Below are 15,606 nucleotides of genomic sequence, written 5' to 3'. Positions count from 1 at the left end.
CTACTTGCGCACCAGTATCGACTGCCAGTCGCCGTCCAGCGGCTTGTCGCGATCGGCAATCAGGCCCGGCACCAGGGGCCGCACGGACAAGGCTGTCACCTTGGCTGCCTCTGCCTCCAGCGTCGTCACGCGGTCGCGCCAGGCCGGGTGCGAGCGGCTGCGCAGGATTCCGCCGGCCTTGCTCGGTCCGAAGCGCTTCCAGAACGCCGCAGGCGCCTGCGACGGATAACCGGCGTTGGTGAGCAGATAGACCGAGAGCAGATCGGCCTGCACTTCGGTCTGCCGGAAATATTTCACATTGGCTCCCAGGCCGGAGAGCATGCCGAAATCGACACCCCGCGCCTTCAGCCGGTCGCGATGGTGGAGGATGTTGTGCGAGAATTCATGCGCGACGACCGCGGCGAACTGGTCGTCGGGATATTCGAGAAAGCCCGAACCGATCTTGACCATCACGCCCTCCGCCGAAGCGGTGAAGTCGTCATTGTAGACAAGCTCGAAGCGCGTCTTGCAGACCGGTATCGGCCGAATTGTCAGGTGCAACGGCTTGCCGCCACGCACCACATCGACTTCGATCGGCGCATCGGCCGGAAGCACGGCGATGGCGAGTTGCGCCGCTACCAGCCGATCGGTCGTCCCCGGCTTGCCGGAGAGCTTTCCGATCTCGACCCGGCCGATACGGACCAGCGAATCATCGGCACGGACCCCCGCCTGCTCGGCCGGGCTCCCGGCGAACACGCCTTCCACCGCAACCGGCGTTGCGAAGCCGAAATGCCGCGCCGCGGAATCGCGCTTGGCCGCATCATATTGGTCGAGCGTGTGAACCTGCAGTCCGGTCCCCGCCTCGATGCGGTCGCACAGCGCTCGATTCGCGGCAGCGAGCCGCCAGCCGACCGTAGCGAGCCGCATATCCGCAGCCCGAACAGCCTCGAACACGGCGACATCGTCGGCACGCGCCGGTGGTGCACGGAATTCGACGGCCAGCGCCCCAAGGGCGATTGCGACGGCAGCGCAGGACGGAAGAACACGGCGTAGAGCGATCATGACGCCTCTGTAGGCGGGGCCTGCGCCTTCCGCCAGACGGCCGCGCCATGCGCCCATTTCGTTGCGGGCCCGATTCGCACTGCCTGTTTCCGTTTCGCCATCGGCACGACTTGGCCGGACGGCCACGAGACTGTCACAGAAAGCCGCCATGAGGGGCGCGTGGTTTCCGGATTGAGGGATCATTAACCCCTTGGCGATAGCAGTGCGCCGCGTTAAGAGCCCGGCGCCATCAAGGGGCCTCGGTCTGCCAAAGAATAGAGCACCGGAACCAATCCGGGCCGTGTTGCTTCTGGATCACGACGGTGGATTTCTTGTCGTGACAAAGGTTTGAGGTGTTGCGGAAGGTTTGGTCTTGTGTCATAGGCCGGCCTGACGAGAGCACCAGAGCTCGAAAGAGGGAGAAAAAGAGTGTTCACTAAGCTTCTTACGGCTGCTGCCATCGCGTCGATGGCGACTGCCCCGGTTCTGGCAGCTCCGACGAGCTCGACCTCGCTGTCGAGCGTTCGCGCTGCGGCCACCGCCGGCGAAAACGAGAGCGAGCTGGCTCCGGCCGTGCTGATCGGCGTTCTCGCGACCGTCGCCATCATCGGTGGTGCGGTTGTGCTGGCCGACAGCGACGACGAGCCGAACAGCCCGTAGTCTTCGGAATATTCCGGATTAAACGGCGGCCAATTGGCCGCCGTTTTTTTATGTCCGCGATGCCTGCCCGCCCCATTGCGGCCGCCGGGCTCATCGCGCGACCACCGCGCCAGCCACATCGTGCCAAGCTTGACGCTCGGCCAAACGACTGAAATAGCGCGCATATCGACTATATATCGTGGAGGCGGATTCCCGGCATGGGCCTTTGGGATCGAATTGCGAGCGCCTGCGGCCTGACGATGCCCAAGGCCCAGGGTGCCGCCGGGATGCGCGCCTATGCGGTGGGCGACATCCATGGCCGGCTCGACCTGCTCGAGGAATTGCTCGATCAGATCGAGGCCGACCTCCGCTTGAGCAGCGCGCGGCGCAACTTCATCGTCTTCCTCGGCGATTTCATCGATCGCGGCCCGGAATCCCGAGGCGTGATCGAGCGGCTGCGCAGCTACAATCCGCCCAATGCCGAGCCGGTGTTCCTCGCCGGCAACCATGAGGAATTCTTCCTGCGGGTGCTGCAGGGCGAGAAGTCCATCCTCGACAACTGGCTGAAATATGGCGGCCTGGAATGCGTCGAGAGCTATGGCCTCGACGCCACGCGCCTGATCGCGATGGAAGAGGATGCCGCCCTCCGCGCGCTGCGCGAGGCAGTGCCCCAGGCGCATGTCGAGTTCCTGCGCAAGCTTTCCGATACGTTCCGCTTCGGCGACTATCTCTTCGTGCATGCGGGCATCCGGCCCGGCGTGCCGCTGGAGGCACAGGATCCCCGGGATCTTCGCTGGATCCGCGAACCCTTCCTGGAGGACCGGATCGATCACGGCTTCATCGTGGTCCATGGGCACACGGTCGTCGACGAGGTCGCGGAGCGGCCGAACCGCATCGGGATCGACACCGGCGCCTACCGTACCGGGCGACTTACTGCTGCAATAATCGAAGGCGACAAGCGCCGCTTCATTTCGACCATGGGGCCGGCCGTCGGACAAACCTCTGCCGATCGCCAACGAGCATTTGCCCAGTAGTTTCGGCTGCGGAATGCAAGGCGTCTCAACCGCCTTGCCTATGCATCGAGCCTGTGCGTATGGATCGCCACCATCTTCCGTTTACGTCTGTTGGAGCTTCATCGATATGGCCGCTCGAGCGAAAAAGCCGCTCCTTGCGCTCGCGTTTGTGCTGATCGGTCTCGGATTGTCGGCCTGCGCCAACAAGCGCGGCGGCCCGATCCCCTATGACGTTCCCGATTTCGTCGCTCCCGATGCGGCCAAGCCGGCACCTCCGGGGATGGACTATCGGCTCGCGCCGGGGGACACGATCTCGATCATCGTGTTCCGCGTCGAGGACCTCTCGCGCGACTATGAGATCGATCCCAGCGGCAACATCGCGGTGCCCCTGATCGGCTCGGTGCCGGTAGCCGGCATGACCACCCCCGAGATCCAGCAGGTCGTCCGGGAACGGCTGTCCGAGCGCTATCTGCGCAATCCGGACGTCACCGTGACGGTGAAGAACGCCGCGTCGCGCGTCGTGACGGTCGATGGCTCGGTGCGCAATCCCGGCGCCTACCCCACCACCAACGAGATGACGCTGGTGAAGGCGGTGGCGCTCGCCCGCGGCACCGACGAATTCTCCAATCCGCGCCGCGTCGCCGTCTTCCGGACGGTGAAGGGCCAGCGCATGGCGGCGGCCTTCGACCTGACCGCCATCCGCCGCGGACAGGCGCCGGACCCCGAAATCTATCCAGGCGACGTCGTCGTGGTGGACGGCTCGCGCAACCGTCAGGTCTTCCGCGACCTGCTGAACACCCTGCCGCTCCTCGCCCTGTTTCGGCCCTGGTAAGTAGCGGACTCCTAAGGAAAGCATGATGGCTAGGAAGCAAATGGAGCCCCGGGGTGTCGCGGCTGTCTGGACCGGCGCAGAGCAATCGCAGGTGATCGATCATTCGCCGCACGTGAAGCAGCAGAATATCGACCTCAACCTCGCGGCGCTCTGGCGCATCGTATGGCTGTGGCGCTGGGTGCTGCTCGCCTCGATCACCGCCGGCATCGCCGCGGCGATCGTCGTCACGCTCCTGACCACCCCGCTCTACCGCGCCAAGGCCGTGATCGAGCTCAACCCGCCCGCCGTCGAGGTGATGGAGGGCAAGGGCCCGCAGTTCGCGCAGAACGACCAGTCCTTCGTCGAGACCCAGGGCGGCCTGCTCCGCAGCCGCGCGCTTTCCGCACGCGTCGCGCAGGACCTCAACCTCGCGTCCAACGAGGCGCTGGTGCCCAACCCCGACCTCGACCGCTCGGTCCGCCAGCGCATCGCCACCGACATCCTGAGCTCGAACCTCAAGGTCACCGCGAGCGACCGCACCCGCCTGGTCGAGATCTCCTACAGCTCGCCCGATCCGCAGCTCGCCGCGCGCATCGTGAACGGGTTCGCCGACAGCTATATCCAGACCAGCCTCGAGCGCCGCTACCAGGCCTCGTCCTATGCCCGCGACTTCCTGCAGCGCCAGATCGTCAAGGTCCGCCGCGACCTGGAGAATTCGGAGCGCCAGCTCGTCGCCTATGCGCAGCAGCAGGGCATCATCCGCACCCAGCAGGGTGAAGGCGGCGGCAGCTCCGACACCAACTCGCTGGCCGGCGCCTCGCTGGTCGCGCTGAACGACGCGCTCGCCGCGGCCGAGACCAAGCGCATCGCCGCCGAGCAGCAGTATCGCGAGGCGACCCGCAACGGCAATTCCACCGAAAGCGCGGCGCAGACCTCGCTGCTGCGCGGCGAGCGTGCCAAGCTCGAGAGCGAATATCGCGAGAAGGCGACGATCTTCAAACCGGACTATCCGGAGCTGGTCGCGCTGCGCTCGCGGATCGACGCGCTCGACGAGGCCGTCCGCAAGGAAGCCAATGCGGTGCAGGCCGGCCAGGCCGGCAGCCGCCGCGCCGAATATCAGGCCGCCGCCGCCACAGAGAACGAGCTCCGCGATCGCGTCGAGCGCCTGCGCGGCTCGGTGCTCGACCTGCGCGGCCGCAGCATCCAGTACACGATCCTGAAGCGCGACGTGGACACCAACAGCGCGCTCTACGAGGCGCTGCTGCAGCGCTTCAAGGAAATCGGCGTGGGTGGCGGCATCGGCGCGAGCTACGCCTCGATCGTCGACCGCGCCGAAGCGCCGCAGGGCCCGTACAAGCCCGACATGCTCATGAACCTGCTCCTCGGCCTGCTGGCCGGCGCGGGCCTGGGCCTGGGCGCGGCGCTTGCCTTCGAGTTCATCAACGACACGATCAAGACGCCGGACGATGTGCGCGAGCGCCTGCATCTCGCGTTCCTTGGCGGCATCCCGACCTCCAAGGGCCAGCGTCCGGTCGAGGCGCTGCGGGAATCGACCTCGCCCCTCACCGAAGCCTATTTCTCGGCGGGTACTGCGCTGCAGTTCACCACCGAGGACGGCGTGCCCAGGACGCTGCTGGTCACCAGCACGCGTCCGGCCGAAGGCAAGTCGACCACCACCTGGGCGCTGGCGCAGCATTTCGCCCGTCTCGGCAAGCGCACGCTGCTGATCGACGCCGACATGCGCAAGCCTGCCTTCGTGACCGGCGACGAGAAGGATGACGGCCTGTCGAACATGCTGACGACGCACGATCCGCTCGAGAAGCATGTCCGCCAGACGGATTCGGAGAATCTCTGGCTGCTCCCCTGCGGCCCGATCCCGCCCAACCCGGCGGAGCTGCTGGCCTCGGCGCGCATGCCCGCGATCCTGGCCCAGGCCGAAGAAGCCTATGACATGGTCATCGTCGACGGTCCGCCGATCCTGGGCCTCGCGGATTCGCCCTTGCTCTCGACCGCGGCCAATGGCGCGCTGCTGGTCGTCGAGGCCGGCAAGACCCGCACCCGTGCGGCGGTCGAGGCGCTCAACCGCCTGCGCGGTGCCGGCGCCAATGTCGTCGGCGCGATCCTCACCCGGTATCGCCACGAGTCCACCGGCTATGGCTACAACTACGATGCCTATACCTACCGCGCCTCGGAAAATCGCAACCGTCAGATCCGGGCGGTAGCCGGCCGTGGCGAATAAGAGGAAGTTCGGGCGCGTCGCGCCGGGCACGCTGGTCAAGGCTGGGCTGCTCGGCGTCGTCGGTATCGGCATCGGCGGGCTGATCCTCAAGGTCGAAGCCGGCGAGGCGCTTGCCGACCGGCGCGACCAGCCGCCGGCATTCGCCCAGAGCGACGACACGGTGTTCCGCCGTGCCGCGGTCGAGCTGGTGACCGGTGCCCGCCGTCTGACGCCGACGCGTATCGCGCAGATCAAGGGGGCGGCATCGCGCCATCCCCTCGCCGCCGAGCCCTTCTCGCTGCTCGGCGCCGATGCGATGGCGCGCGGCGACACCCGCCGGGGCGAAGCGCTGCTGATCGAAGCGCGCCGGCGCAATCCGCGCGACCGCCTCGCCCGCCTGTCGCTGCTCGAATTCTACCTGAAGACCAACCAGATCAAGGCCGCGACGACCGAGCTGACCGTCCTCACCCGGCTGGTCAGCCGCGCCGGCGATCTGGTGGTGCCGCTTCTCGCCCAGCTCGCCGAGAATGGCAGCTCGCGCGCCGCAGTCGCCGCGGCGCTGCGCGGCGATCCGCTGCTCGACGCGGTGCTCGACCGGCTGACCGAGACGCATGCCGCCCCGGCCGTGGTGCTCGACCTCGCCAAGGGCCGCAAGCCGGCTGCCCCGGGCGGCTATCCGCCGGCCTGGCAGGCTGCAGTGGTCAACGACATGATCGCCGCGGGCGACGGCCTGCAGGCACGGGCGCTCTGGGCGAAGTTCAACAACGTCCCCGCCAGCGCGGAAGGCGCCGTCTTCAATCCCAAGTTCCAGCGCCTGGGGGCAACGCCTCCGTTCAACTGGGACCTGACCAGCAACAGCCTGGGCGCGGCCGAGATCAAGCGGCGCGGCGGCCTGATGGTCGAATATTATGGGCGAGACAGCGGCGATCTGGCCAAGCAGACGCTGCTCCTCACGCCGGGCGCCTATGAACTCCGCATCACCCTGGAGGGCAATGCCGACGGCCAGGGCAGCCGGCTGGTCTGGAAGCTCGGCTGCGTCGGCGGCAAGACCGCGCTGCTCGAGATTCCGATGAAGGGCATCAAATATTCGCCCAAGACGCTGCTCGCCGCGTTCAACGTGCCCTCGGGCTGCGGCGCGCAGGTGCTCAGCCTCGAAGGCGTGGCCCAGGAATTCCCGACGAACCAGTCGCTCGAAGTGAGCGAAGTCCGTATCGATAAGGCGGGGACGAAGAAGTAACATGAATCCGCGCCAGGCGATTATCCCGGGCTATCTCGTCTTCAGCCTGCTGCTCGGCGGCGCCAGCGCTGCGGGCTATATGGCCAACATGCTCCTGCAGCTGGTGGCGGTGGCACTGCTGCTCTTCGCCTTCGGAACGCCGCGCGGCAGCCCCTTCCCGCCTCCGGCGCGGCAGCTGATGACGCTGCTCGTCCTGCTGCTGGCGATCTTCGTGATCCAGCTCGTGCCACTTCCGCCGGCACTGTGGACCGCGCTCCCGGGCCGCCACGACATTGCCGAAGGCTATCGCCTGCTCGGGGTGCAGCCGCCCTGGATGCCGATCTCGCTGGCGCCGGACGACACGATCTTCTCGCTGTTCTGGCTCCTCCCCGCCTTTGCCGCGATGCTCGGCATCCTGCGCCTTGGCGACTATCGCGCCTCGTGGATCGCCTGGGCGGTCGTCGGCGTCGCGATCCTGTCGATCGTGCTCGGCGGCCTGCAGGTCGCAGCCGGCGGCATCTGGTATCTCTATCGCATCACCAATCGCGGCGTGGCGGTGGGCTTCTTCGCGAACGCCAACCACCTCGCGACCCTGTTGCTGATGGTGATCCCGCTGCTCGCCGCCCTGCTCTCGATCGAGTGGCAGAAGGGCGAGCGCCGGCGCAGTTCCGGGCTCACCATGATCATCGCCTCGCTGTTCGTGGTGCTGCTCGTCGGCCTCGCGCTCAACCGCTCGCTCGCCGGCTGGGGCCTGGCAGTGCCGGTCGCGATGGCGAGCGCGGCCCTGCTCTTCGCCGGGCGGAAGCTGCCGCGCTGGGTGCCGATAGCCGCCGCGCTGATCGGCATCGCCGCGATCGCGGCGGTCTTCACCACGCCCTTCGGCAACAACCTGACCGGCGACGATGCGCGCGGCTCCTCGCTCTCGCGCTACACCTCGTTCACCCGCACCTCGGCCAAGGCGGTGGACTATCTGCCCTTCGGCTCGGGCGTCTCGACCTTCGTCGAAGTCTATCGCGACGGCGAGGACACCAATTCGACGACGCGCTTCTTCATGAACCACGCGCACAGCGATTTCCTTGAGGTGGCGCTGGAGACCGGCCTGCCCGGCATCGCCCTGCTGCTGCTCTTCCTTTTCTGGTGGGCGCGCCGCACCTTCGCGATCTGGCGGAACCCCGATGCGGACCCGTTCGCCCGAGCAGCGACCATCGCCTCGGCCGCGGTGATCGCGCACAGCCTGGTCGACTATCCGCTGCGCACCGCGGCGATCTCGGCCCTGTTCGCGGCGATGCTGGCGCTGATGGCCGAGCCGCGCGTGCGGACCCGGCGGAGCCGCGACGGCGGAGAGGGACCGGGCCAGGCGCGTCACCTGACGCTCTGACCCGCTTCGCCCTCAGCCGGCGTCCAGTGCCTCGAGGTAGCGGCGAACCACGATCTGCTCGTCATATTCGCGCTCGGCGATCTCGCGGCTGCGCGCGCCCATCGCGGCACGTTCGGCCGGGGACATGGCGATGAAGCGGAGCATCGTGGCGGCGAGCGTCTCGGGGTCGCGCGGCGGCACCTGGAAGCCATTGTCGCCGTCCCGAACGATCTCGCGGCAGCCCGGCACGTCCGAGGCGATCAGCGGGCGGCCCATCGCCGCCGCCTCGAGCAGCGAGCGCGGCGTGCCCTCGGGATAATAGGTCGGCAGCACGACGCAGTCGCTCCCGGCCAGGAACGGGCGGACGTCGTCCGAACTGCCCAGGAACTCGATCGTGCCGTCGGCCTCCCAGCCGGCGATGGTCTCGCGGGCAAGCGCCCCCTTCCCCGATTGCAGGATGCCGAGCAGCCTGAAGCGCGCCGAGGGATATTGCTGCCGCACGATTCTGGCGGCGGCGGCATAGTCCGCGATCCCCTTGGCCTCGAGCAGGCGCGCGACGAGCAGGAAGGAGATGCCCTCCGCCTCGTCCCGCGGCGCGCTCGGCGGGGTGAAGCGCGACAGGTCGATCCCCGAGCCGGGCAGCAACCGGCTGCGCGCGGCATCGACGATGCCGTTGTCGACGAACAGCGCACGGTCGTCCGGGTTCTGGAAGAAGATCACCCGGGCGCGCGAGAGCGCCACGCGGTAGAGGAAGCGGACGAGGCGGTTGACCGGACGGCGGTCGAGGAACGTCTCGCCCAGCCCGGCGATGTTGTTGATCGTCGGCACGCCGACCAGATGCGCGGCGAGCGACCCATAGATATTGGGCTTGATCGTGTAGCCCAGGAAGGCGGCAGGCCGCACCCGGCGCAAGGTACGCCAATAGCGCCAGAACAGCGCGATGTCGGCCAGGATCGAGGTGCCGCGCGGTTCCATCGCGATAGGCAGATATCCGATCCCGTGGTCCGCAAGCTGCTGGGTGTACGCATCCGCCGGCGCGAGCGCGACGACCTGATAGCCGGCCTCCTGCAACCCGCGCACCAGGCCCAGACGGAAATTCAGGATGTTCCACGACGCATTGATGGAGAGTATAACCGTCTTGCCCGCGCTCATTTGCCCTCGCCAATGCTGATCGGCCCGGCCTTAATACGCCCTGCCCGAAACCAAAACCCGAATTGCGGGTCCCGCTTGCCGCTGGCGACTTGCGTGCGCGCCGGTGGAGCGATACGCGGGCAGCGATAAGCGCGGTCCGCTGGAGGCCGGTGATGTCGGCACGGAGACCGCCTTGTTTCCCTATTGGGTGCTGTTCTCGATCTTCGCCTTCGGAGCGATAACGCACGTCCTGCGTCCGCGCGGCGAGAAGCAGGCGACGATCCTGCTGTACGTCGCGGTCTTCGTCCTGATGCTGATGGTCGGCCTGCGCTACAAGGTCGGCGCCGACTGGAAGAACTACGAAGAGATCTACCGCTATCTGCAAGGCGCCACGGTGCCGGAGCTTCTGCGCATGCAGGATCCGGCCTATATGTTGCTCAACCACCTCGCGCAGACGCTGAATCTCGATGTGTGGTTCGTCAATCTGTGCTGCGCCGCTTTGTTCTCCTGGGGCCTGTTGCGCTTCGCCGAGCGCGAGCCCAATCCTTGGCTGACCATTGCCGTGGGCGTGCCGTACCTGATCATCGTGGTGGGCATGGGCTATACGCGCCAGGCGACGGCGATCGCCATCGTCATGGCCTCGCTGCGGGAATTCGAGGATCACCGCTATTTCCGGACCTTCGTGCTCTTCGTTCTGGCGGCGAGCTTCCACAAGAGCGCGATCCTGATCATTCCGCTGATCGTCGCGTCCAGCCTCCGGCACCGTTTCGCCATCTACAGCGTCGGCGCCGCGCTCGCCGCGCTGCTCTTCTTCGTGTTCCTCGATCAGTTCGTCGACACGCTCTTCTCGAACTATCTCGATGCGGAGCGCAGTTCGCAGGGCGCCGGCATCCGCATCGCCATGAACCTGCTGCCGGCGGTACTGTTCCTCACCCTGCAGAGCCGGTTCGCGATAGGGGAGCAGGAGCGGCAGCTTTGGCGTAACTTCTCGCTGGCGACGCTCGCGACCGTGGCGGGTCTGATCCTGATCTCCTCGTCCACCGCGGTGGACCGCCTCGCGCTCTATCTCATCCCGCTCCAGCTGTTCGTGATGGGGCGCCTCCCCTATGCCTTCCCGGCCCGGGGCAGGCGCAGCGACGTGCTCGTCTTCATCGTGCTGCTCTATTCCGCGCTGGTGCAGATCATCTGGCTGGTGCTGGCCCAGCACGCCGAATATTGGCTGCCATACCAGACGGTGATCCCCAACCTTTTCGGCTGACGGCCTTCCCGCAAGCGGGGTTGCGCTGGACGAAGGCCGCTTCTAATCAGCGGCTGAAATCCGGGAGCGCGGAGCTCCGATCAGACCGAAGGCGGGACGGATCATGTCGACAATCAAGAACTTCGCGCTCATCGGCGCAGCCGGTTACATCGCCCCGCGCCACATGGGCGCGGTAAAGGCCACGGGAAACCGTATCGTCGCCGCGATGGACCCCAATGATTCCGTCGGCATCCTCGACAGCTACTTCCCGGACAGCGCGTTCTTCGTCGAGTTCGAGCGGTTTGATCGCCATATCGACAAGCTGCGCCGCAAGGATGACGGCCGCAAGGTCGACTATATCTCGATCTGCTCGCCCAACTATCTGCACGATTCGCACATCCGCTTCGCGCTGCGCGCCGGCGCCGATGCGATCTGCGAGAAGCCGCTGGTGGTGAACCCCTGGAACGCCGAGGCGCTGCAGGAGATCGAGGCGGAGAGCGGCCGCAAGGTCCACACCATCCTCCAGCTGCGGCTGCATCCCAGCATCATCGCGCTGCGCCAGCGTGTCGCCGATGCGGTGGCGGCCGATCCGGATGCGCATTTCGAGGTCGATCTCACCTACATCACCAGCCGCGGCGCCTGGTATTTCGCGTCCTGGAAGGGTGAGGAAACCAAGTCCGGCGGGATCGCGGCCAATATCGGCGTGCACTTCTTCGACATGCTGCTCTGGGTGTTCGGCCCGCTGGTCGAGAACAACACCCATCTGCTGACCTGGGACGTCGGCAGCGGCGTGCTGCGCTTCAAGAACGCCAGCGTGCGCTGGTTCCTCTCGGTCAATGCCGACTATCTGCCCGACTGGGTGCAGGCCAAGGGCCAGCGCACCTATCGCAGCATCACCATGGGCGGCGAGGAGATCGAGTTCTCGGATGGTTTCACCGATCTTCACACCGAGAGCTACCGCCAAATCCTCGCCGGCAACAGCTTCGGGCTCGACGACGCCCTGCCGGCGATCCGTCTTGTGCACGAGATCCGGACCGCGCCGCAGCTCAAGTCGTCGAGCGCGATCCACCCGCTCGCCGACCTCGCCGTACGCACCGCGGCGGAATGAGCTACACTAAGCACGACAGCGCCATCGTCGACGAAGGCGCACAGATCGGCGACGGCTCGCGGGTCTGGCACTTCGTCCATGTCTGTAGCGGCGCGCGGATCGGCGCAAACGTCTCGCTGGGCCAGAACGTCTTCGTCGGCAACGACGTGATGATCGGCGACGAGTGCAAGATCCAGAACAACGTCTCGGTCTATGACGGCGTGCGCCTGGCCGACGGCGTGTTCTGCGGGCCGAGCATGGTATTCACCAATGTCTACAACCCGCGCTCGCTGATCGTCCGCAAGAGCGAATACCGCCAGACCAATGTCGGCCGCGGCGCGACGCTGGGTGCCAACTGCACCGTGGTGTGCGGCGTCACGATCGGCGAGTTCGCCTTCGTCGCCGCCGGCGCGGTAGTGAACCGCGACGTGCGTCCCTATGCGCTCATCGCCGGCGTTCCGGGCCGCCAGATCGGCTGGATGAGCCGGTTCGGCGAGCGCCTGGAGCTCCCGGTGGAAGGCGATGGCGAGACGGTCTGCCCGCATACCGGCGAGCGCTACCGGCTCAGCCAGGGCGAACTCCAGCTCCTCGCCTGAGGGCGCGCTCAGGCGCCCTTCATCACCCGCTCCCCGGCCCCGCCCTCGGCGATCACCTTGGCGGGCACGCCAGCGAGCGTGACTCCCGGCTGCTCGAACGACTTGGTGACGACCGCATTGGCGCCGATCACGCAATTGTCCGCGATGCGGATCGGCCCGTAGAGCTTGGCACCCGGGCCGATATAGACATTGTCGCCGATCCGCGGCGAATATTTGTGCGCCTCTTCCGGATCGACGAAGAACGCCGCCCCGCCGATATGCGCGCCCATATGGATACGGCAGTTCTTGCCGATCCGGGTGGTGGGATCGATCACCAGCAGCCCGTAATGGACGATCGCCAGGCCCGGCCCGAAGATGTTCGGCCCCAGGCTGAAGCCGAGCCGCACGGAAAGCCGGCGGAACCAGAGCTGGATCGGAATGCGCACCAGCTTCGGCTTGCCGGTATTCAGCAGGTACTCGTAGTAGCGCAGCAGCAGGGTGAAGCGCGCCACCGGATCGAGCAGGATCGTCCGCAGCGTCAGCGGCGAGCCTATGCTCGTGAAATCGGCACGCACGAAAGCGCGAAAACTCTGCCAGCTATCGATCACCTGATACCCCCGCGAGACTGGATAGCGCCTCCTACGCGAGCACTTCCAATTTGTCAGCCGTCACGGGGACTTGGCGAGGTGGCAGCGGGCGGCTAAGCGGAAGTCATGCTCGCAGTGCAACATGCGGAGGGGTGCCGCCGGCCTGGCCAGCGGCAGGGAATGCCATGGATGTGACAATCGTTGACTGCGGGATCGGCAATATCAAGTCGGTCCAGCGGATGTTCCAGGCGGCGGACGGCTCGGCGGAGATCGTCGATGATCCCGCGCGGCTCGATGGCTGCAAGCGCCTCGCCCTGCCCGGCGTCGGCGCCTTCGACGCGGGCATGACCGCGCTCGCCCCGGGCTGGATCGAGCGGCTCAACCATTTCGTGCTCGAGAAGAAGGTACCGATCATCGGCATCTGCCTCGGTATGCAGCTGCTCTGCCGCCGCAGCGAGGAAGGCACCCTGCCCGGCCTTAGCTGGATCGCGGCGGACGTGGTGAAGATCGACACCGGCGGCGACAAGGCGCTGAAGATCCCGCACATGGGCTGGTCGGTGGTCACGCCCACCCGCCCCAACCCGCTCCTGCCCGATGATGAGGGCGAGCAGCGATTCTACCATGTCCACAAATATCGCGCCGTCTGCGATCGCGAAGAGGATGTGCTCGCCACGGCGAACTACGGCACCACCTTCACCACCGCGGTGCACCGAGACAACATCTATGGCGTGCAATTCCATCCTGAGAAGAGCCACCGCTTCGGGCTGGCACTGATGCGCCGCTTCCTGGCAGTCCCATGCTGATCCATCGTGTCATCCCCTGCCTGCTGGTCAGCCAGAGCCGTGGCGGCCTCGTGAAGACCCTCAAGTTCGGCAAGCCGAAATATGTCGGCGACCCGATCAATGCGGTGAAGATCTTCAACGAGAAGGAAGTCGACGAGCTGATGGTGCTCGACATCGACGCGACGCGCGAGCGACGCGGGCCCGACTTCAAGATGATCGAGGAACTGGCAAGCGAATGCTTTATGCCCCTGTGCTACGGCGGCGGCATCCGCACGGCCGAGGACGCGCGGACATTGTTCAGCCTTGGCGTCGAGAAAGTGGCGCTTCAATCCGTTGTAGCGACGAATCCCGGGATCATCCGGGAGATTGCCGACCGTGCCGGCGAGCAGGCGGTGGTCGTGTCGATCGACGTCAAGCGCAACTGGCTCGGGCGCCCGCAGCCCTATAGCGCGGCGGGCGTGAAGCAGCCCTCCAGCGACTGGCGCGACGCGGTCCGCCAAGCCGTGGCGAACGGCGCGGGCGAGATCCTGCTCAACGCCGTCGACCGGGACGGCACGCTGGCCGGGCCCGATCTCGAGCTGATCCGCGAGGCGAGCGCCCTTGCCGAGGTGCCGCTGGTGGCGATCGGCGGCATCGGCTCGCTGGACGACATGAAGGCTGCCACCGATGCCGGTGCCAGCGCCGTCGCCGCCGGCGCCTATTTCGTGTTTCAGGGCCCGCACCGCGCGGTGCTCATCACCTATCCCCGCTACGAGGAGCTTCAGGCCCTCTGGAGTAAGAACGCGTGATCCCGAATACCCAGACCTGTTCGCGGTGCATCATGGACACCACTGCGCCCGACATCGAGTTCGACGAGCAAGGCATCTGCAACTATTGCACCGCCTTCCTGGAGAAGAAGGCCAAGCACCTGCCGCTCGACGAGGAGGACCGGCTGCGCCGGCTCGGCGCGCTGGTCGACATGGTCAAGGAAGCCGGCAAGGGGAAGAAGTACGACTGCATCGTCGGCCTGTCCGGCGGTGTCGATTCGAGCTGGTCGCTGGTCCAGGCAGTCCGCCTCGGCCTGCGTCCGCTCGCCGTCCATATGGACAGCGGCTGGAACTCCGAGCTCGCCCAGAACAACATCGCCAACCTAGTGCGCGGGCTGAAAGTCGATCTCTACACCCACGTGATCGACTGGCCGGAGATCCGCGGCCTGATGGAGGCCTTCTTCGCCTCCGACGTGATCGACGTCGAAGTGCTGTACGACAACGCCATGCTCGCGGTGAACTACCAGCAGGCAGCGAAGCACGGCCTGAAATACATCCTGGCCGGCACCAACATCGCCACCGAGGGCGTCGACATCCCCTCGACCTGGAACTGGCACAAGGCCGACAAGCGCAACATCGTCGGCATCTCGAAGCGCTTCAAGGGCCCGAAGCTCAAGACCTTCCCGTCGATCAGCACGCTCGACATGGTGCGCTATATCGGCGTCCAGAAGATCAAATGGGTCTCGTTCCTCGACTATCTCGACTATCGCAAGAGCGACGCGCTCGAGGTGCTGAAGCGCGACTTCGGCTACAAGCCCTATGCCTACAAGCACTATGAATCGGTCTTCACGCGCTTCTACCAGGGCTATCTCCAGCCGTACAAATTCGGCGTCGACAAGCGCAAGCCGCACCTCTCCAGCCTGATCATGACCGGCGAGATGACCCGCGACGAAGCGCTCGAGCGTGCCGGCGGCATCGCCTATCCGAGCGAGAAGGACATGGAGGCCGACCGCCTCTATTTCATCAAGAAGATGGGCTGGTCGGAAGAGAAGTTCCGCGACTACATGTCGCGCCCCGAAAAGCCGCACACCGATTATCCGTCGGAAGCGGCGTTCTTCCAGAAGCTGCTGGCGCTCTACCGGCGGATGAACCTGCGGGTCGGCCGTATCGTCTGGAAATGAGGCGGA

General features: G+C 66.3%; 15 protein-coding genes. 12 read left to right on the top strand and 3 right to left on the bottom strand.

Features of this window, described 5'->3' with window-relative positions:
* Window positions 1-1,041 (bottom strand): M48 family metallopeptidase, encoded by a 1,041-nt coding sequence (locus tag J2W22_RS11225; RefSeq protein ID WP_307118344.1) that lies wholly within the window; start codon window positions 1,039-1,041, stop codon window positions 1-3.
* 408 nt (window positions 1,042-1,449) lie between these two features.
* Between J2W22_RS11225 and J2W22_RS11220 the strand changes: the two genes are divergently transcribed.
* The 6 genes from J2W22_RS11220 (at window position 1,450) to J2W22_RS11195 (ending at window position 8,295) form a co-directional block, all read left to right on the top strand.
* Window positions 1,450-1,680, top strand: a complete 231-nt coding sequence (locus J2W22_RS11220) for a hypothetical protein (RefSeq protein WP_307118343.1) — start codon at window positions 1,450-1,452, stop codon at window positions 1,678-1,680.
* Window positions 1,681-1,877: 197 nt separating this feature from the next.
* Complete coding sequence (locus J2W22_RS11215; protein ID WP_307118342.1) at window positions 1,878-2,693, top strand: metallophosphoesterase family protein; 816 nt, start codon at window positions 1,878-1,880, stop codon at window positions 2,691-2,693.
* A gap of 106 nt (window positions 2,694-2,799) precedes the next feature.
* Complete coding sequence (locus J2W22_RS11210; protein ID WP_307118341.1) at window positions 2,800-3,504, top strand: polysaccharide biosynthesis/export family protein; 705 nt, start codon at window positions 2,800-2,802, stop codon at window positions 3,502-3,504.
* Window positions 3,505-3,529: 25 nt separating this feature from the next.
* The gene (locus tag J2W22_RS11205) at window positions 3,530-5,722 is read left to right on the top strand and encodes a GumC family protein (protein ID WP_307118340.1); all 2,193 of its coding nucleotides are present in this window, start codon (window positions 3,530-3,532) and stop codon (window positions 5,720-5,722) included.
* Window positions 5,712-6,938 carry a tetratricopeptide repeat protein gene (locus tag J2W22_RS11200; protein ID WP_307118339.1) on the top strand — a complete coding sequence of 409 codons (1,227 nt, stop codon included), beginning with the start codon at window positions 5,712-5,714 and terminating at the stop codon, window positions 6,936-6,938. The genes J2W22_RS11205 and J2W22_RS11200 overlap by 11 nt, the downstream gene beginning before the upstream one ends.
* A gap of 1 nt (window position 6,939) precedes the next feature.
* The gene (locus J2W22_RS11195) at window positions 6,940-8,295 is read left to right on the top strand and encodes an O-antigen ligase family protein (RefSeq protein ID WP_307118338.1); all 1,356 of its coding nucleotides are present in this window, start codon (window positions 6,940-6,942) and stop codon (window positions 8,293-8,295) included.
* Window positions 8,296-8,307: 12 nt separating this feature from the next.
* Here the strand turns inward: J2W22_RS11195 and J2W22_RS11190 are convergent, their stop codons facing one another.
* A complete protein-coding gene (locus J2W22_RS11190; RefSeq protein ID WP_307118337.1) occupies window positions 8,308-9,426 on the bottom strand; it encodes a glycosyltransferase family 4 protein in 1,119 nt (372 codons plus the stop codon).
* Window positions 9,427-9,598: 172 nt separating this feature from the next.
* Here J2W22_RS11190 and J2W22_RS11185 point away from each other — a divergent pair, with 172 nt between their 5' ends.
* The 3 genes from J2W22_RS11185 (at window position 9,599) to J2W22_RS11175 (ending at window position 12,325) form a co-directional block, all read left to right on the top strand.
* Entirely contained in the window at window positions 9,599-10,663 is a 1,065-nt protein-coding gene (locus J2W22_RS11185) for an EpsG family protein (protein ID WP_307118336.1), read from the top strand.
* Window positions 10,664-10,766: 103 nt separating this feature from the next.
* Window positions 10,767-11,750: a Gfo/Idh/MocA family protein gene (locus J2W22_RS11180; RefSeq protein WP_307118335.1), complete on the top strand. Its 984-nt coding sequence runs from the start codon at window positions 10,767-10,769 to the stop codon at window positions 11,748-11,750.
* The gene (locus J2W22_RS11175; RefSeq protein ID WP_307118334.1) at window positions 11,747-12,325 is read left to right on the top strand and encodes an acyltransferase; all 579 of its coding nucleotides are present in this window, start codon (window positions 11,747-11,749) and stop codon (window positions 12,323-12,325) included. The genes J2W22_RS11180 and J2W22_RS11175 overlap by 4 nt, the downstream gene beginning before the upstream one ends.
* Before the next feature lie 8 nt (window positions 12,326-12,333).
* Here the strand turns inward: J2W22_RS11175 and J2W22_RS11170 are convergent, their stop codons facing one another.
* Window positions 12,334-12,912, bottom strand: a complete 579-nt coding sequence (locus J2W22_RS11170; protein WP_307118333.1) for a serine O-acetyltransferase — start codon at window positions 12,910-12,912, stop codon at window positions 12,334-12,336.
* A gap of 170 nt (window positions 12,913-13,082) precedes the next feature.
* Here J2W22_RS11170 and hisH point away from each other — a divergent pair, with 170 nt between their 5' ends.
* From hisH to J2W22_RS11155, 3 genes are read left to right on the top strand one after another with little or no spacing between them, the layout of a single operon-like run.
* Window positions 13,083-13,694: an imidazole glycerol phosphate synthase subunit HisH gene (gene hisH / locus J2W22_RS11165; RefSeq protein WP_307118332.1), complete on the top strand. Its 612-nt coding sequence runs from the start codon at window positions 13,083-13,085 to the stop codon at window positions 13,692-13,694.
* Window positions 13,688-14,461, top strand: coding sequence for an AglZ/HisF2 family acetamidino modification protein (locus J2W22_RS11160; protein ID WP_307118331.1), 774 nt, complete (start codon window positions 13,688-13,690; stop codon window positions 14,459-14,461). The genes hisH and J2W22_RS11160 overlap by 7 nt, the downstream gene beginning before the upstream one ends.
* Window positions 14,458-15,600 (top strand): N-acetyl sugar amidotransferase, encoded by a 1,143-nt coding sequence (locus J2W22_RS11155; protein ID WP_307118330.1) that lies wholly within the window; start codon window positions 14,458-14,460, stop codon window positions 15,598-15,600. Before J2W22_RS11160 ends, J2W22_RS11155 begins: the two co-directional genes overlap by 4 nt.
* Window positions 15,601-15,606: the final 6 nt, after the last annotated feature.

Source organism: Sphingomonas kyeonggiensis (assembly GCF_030812785.1).
Classification (GTDB): domain Bacteria; phylum Pseudomonadota; class Alphaproteobacteria; order Sphingomonadales; family Sphingomonadaceae; genus Sphingomonas; species Sphingomonas kyeonggiensis_B.
This window is presented reverse-complemented; position numbering and strand designations above follow the sequence as displayed.

Bases quoted from the DNA above. Each gene is read 5' to 3' on its own strand.
- J2W22_RS11215 (WP_307118342.1), top strand. From the start codon at position 1,878: ATGGGCCTTTGGGATCGAATTGCGAGCGCCTGCGGCCTGACGATGCCC.
- J2W22_RS11160 (WP_307118331.1), top strand. From the start codon at position 13,688: ATGCTGATCCATCGTGTCATCCCCTGCCTGCTGGTCAGCCAGAGCCGT.
- J2W22_RS11225 (WP_307118344.1), bottom strand. From the start codon at position 1,041: ATGATCGCTCTACGCCGTGTTCTTCCGTCCTGCGCTGCCGTCGCAATC.
- J2W22_RS11210 (WP_307118341.1), top strand. From the start codon at position 2,800: ATGGCCGCTCGAGCGAAAAAGCCGCTCCTTGCGCTCGCGTTTGTGCTG.
- J2W22_RS11180 (WP_307118335.1), top strand. From the start codon at position 10,767: ATGTCGACAATCAAGAACTTCGCGCTCATCGGCGCAGCCGGTTACATC.
- J2W22_RS11195 (WP_307118338.1), top strand. From the start codon at position 6,940: ATGAATCCGCGCCAGGCGATTATCCCGGGCTATCTCGTCTTCAGCCTG.
- J2W22_RS11175 (WP_307118334.1), top strand. From the start codon at position 11,747: ATGAGCTACACTAAGCACGACAGCGCCATCGTCGACGAAGGCGCACAG.
- J2W22_RS11190 (WP_307118337.1), bottom strand. From the start codon at position 9,426: ATGAGCGCGGGCAAGACGGTTATACTCTCCATCAATGCGTCGTGGAAC.
- J2W22_RS11205 (WP_307118340.1), top strand. From the start codon at position 3,530: ATGGCTAGGAAGCAAATGGAGCCCCGGGGTGTCGCGGCTGTCTGGACC.